This is a genomic window from Arthrobacter sp. zg-Y877 (genome assembly GCF_030373105.1).
In the GTDB taxonomy this organism is placed as follows: Bacteria; Actinomycetota; Actinomycetes; order Actinomycetales; family Micrococcaceae; genus Arthrobacter_B.
This window is the reverse complement of sequence record NZ_JAUCPU010000007.1, coordinates 187,729-201,433: the sequence shown is the minus strand read 5'-3', so window position 1 is coordinate 201,433 and position 13,705 is coordinate 187,729. Positions and strand designations below refer to the sequence as shown.

The 13,705-nt window shown below is 62.7% G+C and carries 12 protein-coding genes; 7 read left to right on the top strand and 5 right to left on the bottom strand.

Annotated features, from left to right (window positions below; genetic code table 11):
* Nucleotides 1-9 precede the first annotated feature (9 nt).
* The 5 genes from QNO03_RS11795 to rpmH all read right to left on the bottom strand — a co-directional run bounded on the left by QNO03_RS11795 (nt 10) and on the right by rpmH (nt 2,473).
* Nucleotides 10-555, bottom strand: coding sequence for a Jag family protein (locus QNO03_RS11795; RefSeq protein ID WP_229945878.1), 546 nt, complete (start codon nt 553-555; stop codon nt 10-12).
* A complete protein-coding gene (yidC, locus tag QNO03_RS11790) occupies nt 552-1,514 on the bottom strand; it encodes a membrane protein insertase YidC (protein WP_229945876.1) in 963 nt (320 codons plus the stop codon). Before yidC ends, QNO03_RS11795 begins: the two co-directional genes overlap by 4 nt.
* 9 nt (nt 1,515-1,523) lie before the next feature.
* Nucleotides 1,524-1,895, bottom strand: coding sequence for a membrane protein insertion efficiency factor YidD (yidD, locus tag QNO03_RS11785; protein WP_289603696.1), 372 nt, complete (start codon nt 1,893-1,895; stop codon nt 1,524-1,526).
* Between the two features lie 29 nt (nt 1,896-1,924).
* Entirely contained in the window at nt 1,925-2,272 is a 348-nt protein-coding gene (gene rnpA, locus QNO03_RS11780) for a ribonuclease P protein component (protein WP_229945873.1), read from the bottom strand.
* 63 nt (nt 2,273-2,335) lie between these two features.
* Complete coding sequence (gene rpmH / locus QNO03_RS11775; protein ID WP_022892375.1) at nt 2,336-2,473, bottom strand: 50S ribosomal protein L34; 138 nt, start codon at nt 2,471-2,473, stop codon at nt 2,336-2,338.
* Between the two features lie 537 nt (nt 2,474-3,010).
* Here rpmH and dnaA point away from each other — a divergent pair.
* From dnaA to QNO03_RS11740, 7 genes are all read left to right on the top strand, one after another.
* A complete protein-coding gene (gene dnaA, locus QNO03_RS11770; RefSeq protein ID WP_229945871.1) occupies nt 3,011-4,429 on the top strand; it encodes a chromosomal replication initiator protein DnaA in 1,419 nt (472 codons plus the stop codon).
* A gap of 611 nt (nt 4,430-5,040) precedes the next feature.
* Nucleotides 5,041-6,165 carry a DNA polymerase III subunit beta gene (gene dnaN, locus QNO03_RS11765; RefSeq protein WP_229945868.1) on the top strand — a complete coding sequence of 375 codons (1,125 nt, stop codon included), beginning with the start codon at nt 5,041-5,043 and terminating at the stop codon, nt 6,163-6,165.
* Between the two features lie 147 nt (nt 6,166-6,312).
* Nucleotides 6,313-7,497: a DNA replication/repair protein RecF gene (gene recF, locus QNO03_RS11760; RefSeq protein ID WP_289603418.1), complete on the top strand. Its 1,185-nt coding sequence runs from the start codon at nt 6,313-6,315 to the stop codon at nt 7,495-7,497.
* Complete coding sequence (locus tag QNO03_RS11755; RefSeq protein WP_229945864.1) at nt 7,481-8,020, top strand: DciA family protein; 540 nt, start codon at nt 7,481-7,483, stop codon at nt 8,018-8,020. The genes recF and QNO03_RS11755 overlap by 17 nt, the downstream gene beginning before the upstream one ends.
* Nucleotides 8,021-8,285: 265 nt before the next feature.
* The gene (gene gyrB / locus QNO03_RS11750) at nt 8,286-10,343 is read left to right on the top strand and encodes a DNA topoisomerase (ATP-hydrolyzing) subunit B (RefSeq protein ID WP_442860212.1); all 2,058 of its coding nucleotides are present in this window, start codon (nt 8,286-8,288) and stop codon (nt 10,341-10,343) included.
* Nucleotides 10,344-10,418: 75 nt separating this feature from the next.
* Nucleotides 10,419-13,076 (top strand): DNA gyrase subunit A, encoded by a 2,658-nt coding sequence (gene gyrA, locus QNO03_RS11745; protein ID WP_229945862.1) that lies wholly within the window; start codon nt 10,419-10,421, stop codon nt 13,074-13,076.
* Complete coding sequence (locus QNO03_RS11740; RefSeq protein ID WP_229945859.1) at nt 13,073-13,582, top strand: DUF3566 domain-containing protein; 510 nt, start codon at nt 13,073-13,075, stop codon at nt 13,580-13,582. Before gyrA ends, QNO03_RS11740 begins: the two co-directional genes overlap by 4 nt.
* The last annotated feature ends 123 nt before the right edge of the window (nt 13,583-13,705 follow it).

Below are 13,705 nucleotides of genomic sequence, written 5' to 3'. Positions count from 1 at the left end.
TTGGGGGAACTAAGACGCAGGCAGGGAAACGACGATGTGACGGTCTGCGCCTTCACCTTCGGATTCACTGACCAGACCGAGTTCAGCCACGGCGTCGTGGACGATCTTGCGCTCATAGGCACTCATGGGATCCAGAGCCACTTCCTGGCCGGTGTCCTTGGCACGAACAGCTGCTTCCTCCGCAATGGACTGCAGCTGCCCGCCGCGCTCTTCACGGTAGCCGGTGATGTCCAGGACAAGCCTGGAACGGTTTTCCGTGGCCGTCAGTACCGACAGCCTCGTGAGTTCCTGCAATGCCTCCAGAACCTCGCCGTCACGTCCCACCAGCGCCTGGAGAGCGGTGTCGTCACCCTCTTCGGAGACGATGGAGATGTAGGTGCGCCCGTTGCGGACCTCGATGTCGATATCCCCGTCTATGTCGGCGATGTCCAGGAGCTCCTCGAGATAGTCCGCGGCGACATCTCCCTCTTCCTCCAGCCGTCCGGTGCGCCCCTGAACAGGTTCCGCAGCCTCCTCAACGGGGACTACGGAATCATCAATGTGCTCAGTGCTCATCTTCTTTTCCTGTTCTTCCGCTGGGGCTGGGTGCGCTGGCCTTTCGGTACCGCCGGTACTTCCACGGGCGTTTCGCCCTTCTTCTCTCCGAGCAACGGCGCCATCGGCAGGCCCTTGCGGGCACGGCGCTCAGCCAATGCCTTAGCCGCCGGCGATCCCGGGGTAGGCATCCGCCGGATCACGAAGAACTGCTGTCCCATGGTCCACAGGTTCGTGGTTGTCCAGTAGATGAGGACGCCAATGGGGAAGTTGATGCCGCCTACGCCGAAGACGATGGGCAGTACGTACAACATCATCTTCTGCTGGCGCATGAAGGGGCTGGCGAGTGCCTCCTCGGACATGTTCTTGGACATGATCTGCTTCTGGGTGATGAACTGCGAAGCGGTCATGGCCAGAATCATGATGATGGAGAGCACTACAACCGAGAGGTGACCCTCGTCCCCGAAGCCGTGCAGCAGCGAGGAAGAGAGGGGGGCCCCAAGAATGGTCGCCTCATCGAACTGCTGGATGGCGCTGTGGGAAAGTGCTCCCTGGCCCTCACCCCGGGCATTGGATGTGGAGATTCCGTTCAGCACCTGGAACAGGGCGAAGAAGAACGGCATCTGGACAAGCATGGGGAGGCAGGCAGCAAACGGGTTGGTCCCATGCTTCTTGTACAGGGCCATCTGTTCCTGCGTCATTGCCTGACGGGAGAGCTGGTCGGTCTTGCCCTTGTACTTCTGCTGCAGCTTGCGCAGGTCCGGCTGCAGTGACTGCATGCCGCGCTGTGCCTTGATCTGCTTGACGAAGACCGGAATCAACGCGGCGCGGATCACGATCACCAGGCCGATGATGGACAGCGTCCACGTCCAACCGGATGCGGCATCCATCCCGAGGAAAACGAATCCCTCGTGGAAGACCCACATGATCCATGACACTACCCACTTAAAGGGGAACAGTATCGTCTCGAAGAAACCCATTTACACTCCTCAGGCCGCCGAGCGGCTGTCTTCGTCAGCTGGAATCACGGGGTGATTCAGCACAATGATCCTCGGGACCTTCGTTGAGTCCCAAATCCGGTGTCCATCAGGTACGTGATCCACGCCGCCGCCGTTCCAGGGATGGCAGCGTATCAGCCGTCGGAAAGCCAGCCAGGAGCCTTTAACGGCTCCGTGGACGGTAACTGCTTCGAGGGCATAGGCGGAACACGAAGGGAAAAATCGGCAAACCTGGCCGTACAGCGGTGAAACGGCCTTCCGGTATGCCTTCAGCAGGCCGATGAGGATCAGGCGGGGGAGGTCCCATAGAAAATGGGCAACGGCGATCAAGGCCCTCAACGGATGTGATCCGGAGTCCCTCATCGCTGGCTCATCCTCCCTGCCTGGCATGTCTAACGCTGCGAAAGTTTGGCTATACAAGCGTTCAAAGCGCTGTGATAGTCGGCGCTGAGTACGGACCACGACGCCGAGGCTGAGGCAGGAAGAGCCCTCACCACCACGTCCAGTCCGGTCGGGTGGACTATCAGTGACTGCGCTGCCGCTTCCCTCAGTCTTCTCTTAACGAGGTTGCGTGTCACCGCGTTCCCGACGGATTTGGCCACGATGAAGCCTATGCGGCTCGGCTGGTCGCCCGTAGGAACCGCATATAGCACTACGTTCCGGCGCCCACTTCGGGCACCGGAACGTACAGTACGAGAAAAATCCGCCGATACCCTTACCCGGTTCCTCACGGCCAACATTGGGACCACCTGGAATCCGGGACAGAGCTGCTAAGTGGCAGCATCGGCAAACTTTGAGGTTATTTAGGCCGACAGTTCGGTACGGCCCTTGCCACGGCGTGCGGAAAGGATGGCACGGCCGGCACGGGTACGCATGCGAAGGCGGAAGCCGTGCTTCTTGGCACGACGGCGGTTATTCGGCTGAAAAGTCCGCTTGCTCACGGTAGTTACTCCAAGACAATCTTGAGTCGCGCCGGCACTTGTTGCGACAAGGGGGAAGAACAAGCGGCGCTTTTTTCATGTGTCTGTCTGTACTCGCCCGGACCTGGACCCTGATTTCCAGAACCCCTGCAGGGCATGTGTGAGTACAGATAGCAGACACAAAGGACTACTCAACGTTAGGTGAGTAAGGGGCACCAGTCAAACCGGGGCACTGCCCGGCTTCGAAGCCTCAGCACCACGGGTGGTCCACCGTCCGGAAACAGGGTGCCGATCCAGCTCTCTTCAGGCTGTGTACCCAGATTTTTCAACAGCTGTGGACAACTGCTGTGGGTATCCATCCGCCGCAGGTCCTGTGAGACGGCCGACAGCCCCCGGATTCGGCGGATTTCCAGCTACCACCACGCGAAATCATCCTTTAGGCTTGGCGACGGGTACTTTATCCACTATCTGTGCATAACTCTGTGGATGAAGTACCAGGGATCCCCGCCGGGGTCCTTGGTTTTCTTAGACAGCCGCAAGGCGTCATGAGAGGTTTTTGTGGGTACGGACGAAATCAACGATGTGGGCAGCTCCTGGCGCAAGGTCATCCGGACCTTGGAGACGGATGACAGGGTCACTCCCCGGCAGCGTGGATTCGTGGTGCTTGCACAGGCGCAGGGACTCATCGGCACCACCTTGCTGGTGGCAGTACCCAACGAACTCACCCGCGAAGTACTGCAGACACAGTTGAAGAACATTCTCGACGAGGTTCTCCGCGGTGTGTTCCAGGCGGATATCCAGTGTGCGTTCGTGATCGATTCGGATCTCACACCGGTGGCGGAAGCCGAGCCCGAACCGGAAGAGCAGCCGGCCGCACCCAGTCCCGTGCCCACCGGCGAAAGCGCTCCGTCCCCGACGCCGCCGAGCACCAGCCAGGAATTCGGCCGGCTCAACCCCAAGTACGTCTTCGAAACATTCGTGATCGGATCCTCCAACCGGTTCGCCCACGCGGCAGCGGTAGCCGTGGCGGAAGCTCCCGCCAAGGCCTATAACCCCTTGTTCATCTATGGGGACTCGGGGTTGGGAAAGACCCACCTGCTCCACGCGATCGGGCACTATGCCCGCCACCTGTACACCGGGATCCGGGTCAGGTACGTGAACTCCGAGGAGTTCACGAACGACTTCATCAACTCGATCCGCTATGACGAAGGCGCCAGCTTCAAGCAGCTGTACCGCAATGTGGACATCCTGCTCATTGACGACATCCAGTTCCTGGCCAACAAGGACGCCACCCAGGAAGAGTTCTTCCACACGTTCAACGCGCTGCACAACCACAACAAGCAGGTGGTCATCACCTCGGACCTGCCGCCCAAACAGCTCTCCGGGTTCGAGGAACGCATGCGGTCACGGTTCGAATGGGGCCTGCTCACCGATGTGCAGCCGCCGGAACTCGAGACCCGCATCGCGATCCTCCGGAAAAAGGCCATCGGCGACAGCCTCAGTGCCCCTGACGATGTCCTGGAATACATCGCGTCCAAAATCTCCACCAACATCCGCGAACTCGAAGGCGCCCTGATCCGCGTCACCGCGTTCGCCAGCCTGAACCGCCAGCAGGTGGACGTGGGTCTGGCCGAGATCGTACTCAAGGACTTGATTACCGACGACGGCGCCCAGGAGATCACCGCGGCCTCAATCCTCGGGCAGACGGCAGCCTACTTCCAGATCAGTCTGGAGGAACTGTGCAGCAAGTCCCGGACCCGGACCCTGGTCACTGCCCGGCAGATCGCCATGTACCTTTGCCGCGAACTGACAGATATGTCCCTGCCGAAGATCGGCCAGGAACTGGGCGGCCGCGACCACACGACGGTGATCCACGCGGACCGCAAGATCAGGGAACTCATGGCCGAACGGCGGGCCATCTACAACCAGGTCACCGAGCTGACCAACCGGATCAAGCAGCAGCAGCGCGAGGCCTGAGCACCGTTTTCCCGAGGCCCGCAGGGGCTCAAAATTAACATTTGTGGACAAGGGTGTGGATAACCCGGTGGACAACCCCTGGTTACCCACACTTCCCTGTGGATACAGGGAATCCTCAGAAAGTTTCCAACAGGCTCCGACACGGCCGCTGCAGTGGGTCCACAGGTTATCAACAGGCTTAAACAGCCGGGATGCACCGCAGCGCCGGGTTATCCACAGTATCCACAGGAGTTATTAACACTACGGATCTTAAGAAATTCGGTTCCACCAAATAACAACTAAGCTCACGGCCCACCTCGAACGACACCTCTGAAGACTCTTCAAAAGCTCTTTTGAGGAGACCAGCCAGGACCGATGCACCCGCTCCGCCCGTTATCGGTGCAGGCATCCACCGGACAGGGCTAAGCTGTCACAGAGTATGGTTGTCATTCGCGTGCAAACCCGTACGGTTCGGTGTCCACGGCAAAGTCCATGACAGCCGGGAACCAAACGGGAGCTGGACCTTCCCTCCGCGGATGCTGTTCCATCGGTTTGCACACACATGGCTCAAGACGAGTTCAAGACAAGTTCAGTTGTACTGAGAAGTACGTTGCGAAAGGCGGCACCCTTCAGTGAAGTTTCGAGTTGAGCGGGATGTCCTGGCCGAGGCCGTCACGTGGACAGCACGTTCCCTGTCCCCGCGCCCGCCGGTTCCGGTCCTTTCGGGGCTGCTTATCAAGGCCGAAAACGGTTCACTGAGCCTGGCCAGCTTCGACTACGAGATTTCCGCCCGTCTGCAGATTCCTGCCGACGTCAGCGAAGAAGGAACCATCCTCGTATCCGGCCGTCTGCTGGCTGAGATCTGCCGAAGCCTTCCCTCCGCACCGGTCGAAGTGGAGACCGACGGCGCGAAAGTAACCCTGACCTGCCGCAACAGCCGGTTCAACCTCGCCACCATGCCGGAAGCGGAATACCCGGAACTGCCGGCACTTCCCGAAGTGAGCGGTGTCGTTGACGGCGATGCCTTCGCCCAGGCCGTTTCCCAGGTCATCATTGCCGCCAGCCGGGATGACACCCTGCCCATCCTCACCGGTGTACGGATGGAGATCGAGGATGATCTCATCACTTTCCTGGCCACCGACCGCTACCGGCTGGCCCTGCGTGAACTGTCCTGGAAGCCTGCAACGCCAGGCATTTCCACCAGTGCACTGGTCAAGGCCAAGACCCTCAACGAGGTAGCCAAGACCCTCGGCGGCGCCGGTGACCTCAATATCGCCCTGTCCGACGACAGCGAACTGATTGGTTTTGAAAGCGGCGGACGCCGGACCACCTCCCTGCTGGTGGATGGCGACTACCCCAAGATCCGGTCCTTGTTCCCCGAGAACACGCCAATCCACGCGACCGTTGAAACCCACGCACTGGTCGAAGCCGTGCGCCGCGTCTCGCTCGTCGCCGAGCGCAATACCCCGGTCCGGCTCGCCTTCACCGACGGGCAGGTGTCCCTGGACGCCGGCACCGGTGAAGATGCCCAGGCCTCTGAAGCACTGGAGGCGGCACTGGTGGGGGATCCCATCACGGTGGCCTTCAACCCGCACTACCTGAGCGAAGGCCTGGGCGCATTCCCGAGCAAATACGTGCGTTTTTCCTTCACCACGCCGCCCAAGCCGGCCGTGATTTCCGCCCAGGAAGAGCTCACCGGAGATGATCAGGCTGATTACCGTTACCTGCTGATGCCGGTGCGTCTCCCCAACCAGTAATTTCCCGCTGCGCCGGGCGGATTGGGGAAAAACCGGCGTAACAAAGCCGTCGTAACACAACTTGACAATGGCCTTTGATGGACGGCCGTTATTGGGGCAGCCGGGCAGTGCCCGGCAGGTTTACGGACAGGAGAGGAACAAGAACCGATGTACGTTGACCACCTGTCCCTGTCCGGCTACCGCAGTTACCCGCAGCTGGACATCCGGTTGGAACCAGGCGTCACGGTGTTCGTCGGCCCCAACGGCACTGGCAAGACCAACATTGTCGAAGCAATCGGCTACCTTGCGACGCTCTCCTCCCACCGGGTCAGCACCGATGCGCCGCTGGTGAATTTCGACGCCGAACAGGCTGTGATCCGGGCCCGTCTGGTGCGTGGCCCGCAGGCCACCGGGGTGGAGCTGGAAATAAATCCAGGGCGCGGCAACCGTGCCCGGATCAACCGGGCCAATCCGGTGAGGGCCCGCGACATTCTCGGCCTGTGCCGGACAGTGCTCTTTGCGCCTGAAGACCTGGCGCTGGTCAAGGGAGATCCCGGCAGCCGGCGGCGGTTCCTCGATGAGCTGATCGTTTCGCTGGTCCCGCGGCATGTCGCAACCCGGTCGGATTATGAACGGGTGCTGAAGCAGCGGAACGCACTGCTGAAATCCGCTCGGGCGGCCGGCCGCTTCACTTCCGCCCACGAGGCCACCCTGGATGTCTGGGACCAGCACATGGCCGTGGCCGGCGCCCAGCTCGTGGCCGCACGGCTTGAAGCGCTGCAGCGGCTGCAGCCGCACCTCCAGTCGGCCTACCGGGATCTGACCGACGGCTCCAAGATTGCCCGGGCGGTCTACCGCTCCACTCTCCAGGGCACAGTGAACGACGACGGCGCGGTGGATGGCGCCCAGGACCCTGACGAGCTGTATGCCCTGGACGTGCCTGCGCTGACGGAGCGATTCCTGCAGGCCTTTGCCGCAAACCGGCGCCGCGAGGTTGACCGCGGAATCTCCCTGGTCGGCCCCCACCGGGACGAATTGGAACTGATTCTCGGGCAGGCCCCGGCCAAGGGGTATGCCTCCCATGGGGAAACCTGGTCCTTCGCCCTGGCCCTGCGCCTGGGCTCCTACTATCTGCTGACCAGCGACGACCCCACTCCGGGGGCCGGACCGATCCTGATCCTTGACGACGTCTTTGCGGAGCTGGATGTCCAGCGCCGGCAGCGGCTGGCCGGAATTGTCGCCGGCGCCGAACAGGTGCTGGTGACCGCTGCCGTCGGCGACGACATTCCGGAGGCCTTGGCCGGGCGCGTCATTAACGTGATTCCGGGAGGCGTCAGTGTGCCCGTCTCCTGATCCCGTCCGTCCGGGTGAGGAACCCGGGGACCGGCCCGATGCGGCCCGGGAACAGCTGAACCGCATGCGCCAGGCAGCCCTTGCCCGCGGTAACCAGCGCACGCCCGCCTCCCGCCGCAAGAACGGACGCCGCCAGCAGGCGCCCTTTATCCCCGGGGAATATGTCGGCAGGGACCCGCAGGGACTCGGCAACGTCTTTACCCGCTTCGTCAACGAACGCGGCTGGAACTCTCCCGTCGCCGTCGGTTCCGTGATTTCACGCTGGGAAGAACTCGTGGGAAGCGAAGTGAGCGCGCACTGCAAGCCGGAGTCGTTCCAGGACACCACGGTGCAGGTCCGCTGTGATTCCACCGCCTGGGCCACGCAGCTCCGGCTCCTCCGGGACACCCTCATTGCCCGGTTCGATGCCGAACTGGGTTCCGGCGTCGTCACCAAGATCGAAGTCATCGGTCCTGCGGCTCCGAACTGGCGCAAGGGACTGCGCAGCGTCAAGGGCAGGGGCCCGCGCGATACCTACGGATAGGAACCGGCACCACGGTGACCTCTCAACTGCAGGAAAAGGCTCGGAAACCTCCCCGTACAGGAGCCGGTTAGCGGCCGGAAAACCCCGGTACCGGTATCGGCCCCTATCCTCGGCGCTTTAATTGGCTTCAAAGCGTCATTGTTGGCCTGTCAGGGGGTGTTTTGGGCAGGTTTGGCGCCCGCGGCGCGGTAGAATCGAGAGTGGAGATGCCTGTCCGCTGGGGAGGCTTCATTTTCTGACGAAACAAGAGGAGTCGACAGCACCTGTGGCTAACGACAATGACATGGACAACTCAGAGGTAACACCAGAGGACCACGCAGCACCCGAAAAGGCCACCCCCGTGGAATACGGTGCTAACGAAATTACGGTTCTGGAAGGCCTTGAGGCAGTCCGCAAGCGCCCGGGCATGTACATCGGTTCCACCGGTCCCCGCGGCCTGCATCACCTGGTGTACGAAGTGGTGGACAACTCGGTCGACGAGGCACTCGCCGGTTACTGCGACCACATTGAAGTAGTCCTGCAGGCCGACGGCGGCGTACGCGTCACCGATAACGGGCGCGGCATCCCCGTGGACCTCCACCCCACCGAAGGCATCCCCACCGTCCAGGTTGTTATGACCATCCTGCACGCCGGCGGCAAGTTCGGCGGCGGCGGCTACGCCGTCTCCGGTGGCCTGCACGGCGTCGGCATCTCCGTAGTCAACGCCCTCTCCGAGCGCGTCGAGACCGAGGTCCGCCGGCAGGGCTTTGTCTGGCACCAGAGCTTCGCGAACGGCGGGCACCCCGTCGGCGAGCTGCGCCAGGGCGAAGCGACCGAGGAAACCGGCACCACCCAGACGTTCTACCCGGACCCCACGATCTTCGAAACCACCGAGTTCGACTTTGAAACGCTGCGTGCCCGCTTCCAGCAGATGGCGTTCCTGAACAAGGGCCTGCGGATCAAGCTCACCGATGAGCGGACGCTGGAAGAGGAAACCGAGGAAATCGCCGAGACCACCGACGAGGACGCGGCTCCGAAGCACCGCACGGTGGACTACCTCTACGCGGACGGGCTGCTCGACTACGTCAAGTACCTGAACTCTGCGAAGAAGGTCGAAGTTGTCCACGACGACGTGATCGCCTTCGAGACCGAGGACTCGGACAAGAAGATGGCCGTCGAGATGGCCATGCAGTGGACCACCGCGTACTCCGAGAGCGTCCACACCTACGCGAACACGATCAACACCCATGAGGGCGGAACGCACGAAGAGGGCTTCCGCGCCGCCATGACGTCGCTGATCAACCGGTACGCCCGTGAGAAGAACATCATCAAGGAAAAGGATGACAACCTCACCGGCGATGACATCCGCGAAGGCCTGACCGCCGTCATCTCGGTCAAGCTGGCCGAACCCCAGTTCGAAGGCCAGACCAAAACCAAGCTCGGCAACTCCGAGGTCAAGGGCTTTGTCCAGCGGGTGGTCACCGACCAGCTCGGTGACTGGCTCGAACGCAATCCCGGCCCGGCACGCGACGTTATCCGCAAGTCCATCCAGGCCTCCCAGGCCCGCCTCGCGGCCCGCAAGGCCCGTGAATCCACGCGCCGCAAGGGGCTGCTGGAATCCGGCGGCATGCCCGGCAAGCTGAAGGACTGCTCCTCCAAGGACCCGTCGAAGTCGGAAATCTACATTGTGGAGGGCGACTCCGCAGGAGGCTCCGCCGTCCGCGGCCGCAACCCCGAAACCCAGGCCATCCTGCCGCTGCGCGGCAAGATCCTGAACGTGGAACGTGCCCGGCTGGACCGCGCACTCGGCAACGCCGAAGTGCAGGCAATGATCACGGCATTCGGCGCCGGCATCGGTGAGGACTTCGACGTCGAAAAGGCCCGCTATCACAAGATCGTGCTGATGGCTGATGCCGACGTCGACGGCCAGCACATCACCACCCTGCTGCTGACGCTGCTCTTCCGCTACATGCGGCCGCTGATCGAAAACGGGTATGTGTATCTGGCCCAGCCGCCGCTGTACCGGATCAAGTGGTCCAACCACGCCCACGACTACGTCTACAGCGACCGTGAGCGGGACGAGGTCATCACCCGCGGCCTGGCCAACAACCAGCGCCTGCCCAAGGACAACGGCATCCAGCGCTACAAGGGCCTGGGCGAGATGGACTACACCGAACTCTGGGACACCACCATGGACCCGGACCACCGCACGCTGCTGCAGGTCACCATGGATGACGCCGCGGCCGTGGATTCGGTCTTCTCCGTGCTGATGGGCGAAGACGTCGAGTCCCGCCGCAGCTTCATCCAGCAGAACGCCAAGGACGTGCGCTTCCTGGACATCTAGCGGATCGGCAGCCGGCGCCTGACGCCGGGGAGCAACGCATATGGACTTGAGCGACTTAGAAACGGAAGCAGAACTATGAGTGATGAGACTCCCGAGGTAACCGGGGATGAGACTCCCCTGGCCGGGACCGCACTGACTGATCGGGTTGAGCAGATTGACCTGCAGACCGAAATGCAGCGGTCCTACCTTGATTACGCCATGGCGGTCATTGTTGGACGTGCACTGCCGGACGTGCGGGATGGGCTCAAGCCCGTGCACCGCCGCGTGCTCTACGCGATGTTCGACGGCGGCTACCGCCCCGAGCGCTCCTTCAACAAGTGCGCCCGCGTGGTCGGCGAGGTCATGGGCCAGTACCACCCCCACGGCGACTCGGCGATCTACGACGCCCTGGTCCGCCTGATCCAGGACTGGACCATGCGCTACCCGCTGGCCCTGGGCCAGGGTAACTTCGGTTCGCCGGGTAACGACGGCGCTGCGGCACCGCGGTACACGGAAACCAAGATGGCTCCGCTGGCCATGGAAATGGTCCGCGACATCGACGAGGAAACCGTCGACTTCCAGGACAACTACGACGGCCGTAACCAGGAACCCACCATCCTGCCTTCGCGGTTCCCGAACCTCCTGGTCAACGGTTCCTCCGGCATCGCCGTCGGTATGGCCACCAACATCCCGCCGCACAACCTCCGCGAGGTTGTCGACGGCGTCCAGTGGTATCTGCAGAACCCCGAGGCACCGAACGAGGAACTGCTCGAGGAACTGATCCGCCGGGTCAAGGGCCCCGATTTCCCCACGGGCGCACAGATCCTGGGCCACAAGGGCATCGAGGATGCCTACCGGACCGGCCGCGGGTCCATCACCATGCGTGCCGTGGTCAATGTGGAGGAACTCCAGGGCCGCACCTGCCTGGTAGTCACCGAACTTCCCTACCAGGCCAACCCGGACAACCTGGCCGTCAAGATCGCCGAACTGGTCAAGGACGGCAAGATCACCGGCATCGCCGACATGCGCGATGAAACCTCCGGCCGCACCGGCCAGCGCCTGGTGATTGTGCTCAAGCGCGACGCCGTCGCCAAGGTGGTCCTGAACAACCTCTACAAGCACACTCAGCTGCAGGACAACTTCGGGGCCAACATGCTGGCCATCGTGGACGGCGTTCCGCGCACCCTGAGCCTGGATGCCTTCATCCGGCACTGGGTGACCCACCAGCTCGAAGTGATTGTGCGGCGCACCCGGTACCGGCTGCGCAAGGCCGAGGAAGCCGCTCACATCCTGCGCGGCCTGCTCAAGGCACTGGATGCCCTCGATGAGGTCATTGCCCTGATCCGCCGCTCCTCCACCGTCGAGGACGCCCGGAACGGCCTGATGGGGCTGCTGGAAATCGACGAGATCCAGTCCCAGGCCATCCTGGATATGCAGCTGCGCCGCCTGGCGGCCCTGGAACGCCAGAAGATCCAGGACCAGCACGCCAAGCTCGAAGCGGAGATTGCCGAATACAACGTCATCCTGGCCTCCGAAGAGCGCCAGCGGCAGATTGTCAGCGACGAGCTGCAGGAAATCGCCGACAAGTACGGCGATGACCGCCGCACGCACATCCTCATGGGCTACGACGGAGACATGAGCATGGAAGACCTCATTCCCGAAGAGGAAATGGTGGTCACGATTACCCGCGGCGGCTACGTCAAGCGCACCCGCAGCGACAATTACCGCCAGCAGGCCCGGGGCGGCAAGGGCATTAAGGGCGCGCAGCTGCGCGGCGACGACGTCGTCGAGCACTTCTTCGTCACCACCACGCACCACTGGCTGCTGTTCTTCACCAATCTGGGCCGGGTTTACCGGGCCAAGGCCTATGAACTGGCCGAAGCGGGCCGGGATGCCAAGGGCCAGCACGTGGCCAATCTCCTGGCCTTCCAGCCGGACGAGCGCATTGCCCAGGTCCTGGCCCTCCCGGACTACGACACCGCTCCGTACCTGGTGCTGGCCACCAAGCGCGGACTCGTCAAGAAGACCCGCCTTGCGGACTACGACACCAACCGGTCGGCCGGCGTCATTGCCATCAACCTGCGCGACGGCGACGAACTGGTGTCCGCGCAGCTGGTGTCCGAGACCGATGACCTGATGCTGGTTTCCCGCATGGGCCAGTCGCTGCGCTTCACCGCCACCGACGACGCCCTGCGACCCATGGGCCGCGCCACCTCCGGCGTCACCGGCATGAAGTTCCGCGAAGATGACGAACTGCTGGCGGCCGACGTCGTCACCGAGGACTCGTTTGTCTTTACGGTGACCGAGGGCGGCTATGCCAAGCGCACGAGCTCAGACGAATACCGTGTCCAGGGCCGTGGCGGACTGGGCATCAAGGTGGGCAAGCTCGCCGAGGAACGCGGCCACCTGGTCGGCGCCATGGTGGTCCAGGAAGAGGACGAAGTCCTGGTGGTTATGCAGGGCGGCAAGGTTGTCCGTTCCTCCGTCACCGGCGTGCCTTCCAAGGGACGCGACACCATGGGCGTTATCTTCGCCAAGCCGGATAAGAATGACCGGATCATCGCCGTGGCACGGAATTCCGAGCGGGACCTGGCCGTTGACGAGGAAGCCGAACAGGCAGACGGGGCTTCGGAAGAGTCCCCGGCAGCCGCCGGCGTCGAATCTGTGGAGCCCGCAGGCGATGAAGTACCGTTGTCTACAGACGAAACGGCTGCGCCCGATGCACAGTCAGCACAAGATGGAGGTAGCGAGTGAGCTCGACCAACCCAAACCCCAGGTCGTCCTCGGGCGGCGGGCCGCGGGTGAAGACCCCCGCCCGACCCGCCCAGCGTCCTGGAGGGGGTCAGAGCGCCTCGGGTAACCGCCAGCCGCTGGTAAAGCCCGCACCCAAGGCCAAGGCCCGCAAGGCCAGGCTGCTCGTCAGCAAGATCGATCCCTGGTCGGTCCTGAAGATGGCCTTCCTGCTCTCCGTGGCGCTTGGCGTGGTCACTGTTGTGGCCGCCATCGTCCTGTGGACCGTGCTGGACCTGACCGGCATCTTTGACCGCGTCAACACCCTGCTGGGAGAAATTGCCGGCAGCGAGTCCGGCGGGTTCGACCTCCGAGACTTCGCTTCGCTGGGACAGGTGGTCTCCTTCGCGACCATCATCGCCGTAGTGAATGTCCTGCTGCTGACGGCCCTTTCGATGCTTGCCGCAGTGCTGTACAACATCGCCTCCACCCTCGTGGGCGGCATCGGCGTCACCCTGACGGACGACTAGCGGGGCAAAACCACCGCATCTGAATTCCATCTTTTCCGCCCGGCCGGCACTCCAAATCCGCCGGCCGGGGCGGAAAAGCTCGAAGGATTTGGGTTCACGGCAGAGGTGGGGTAAAGTTTTATC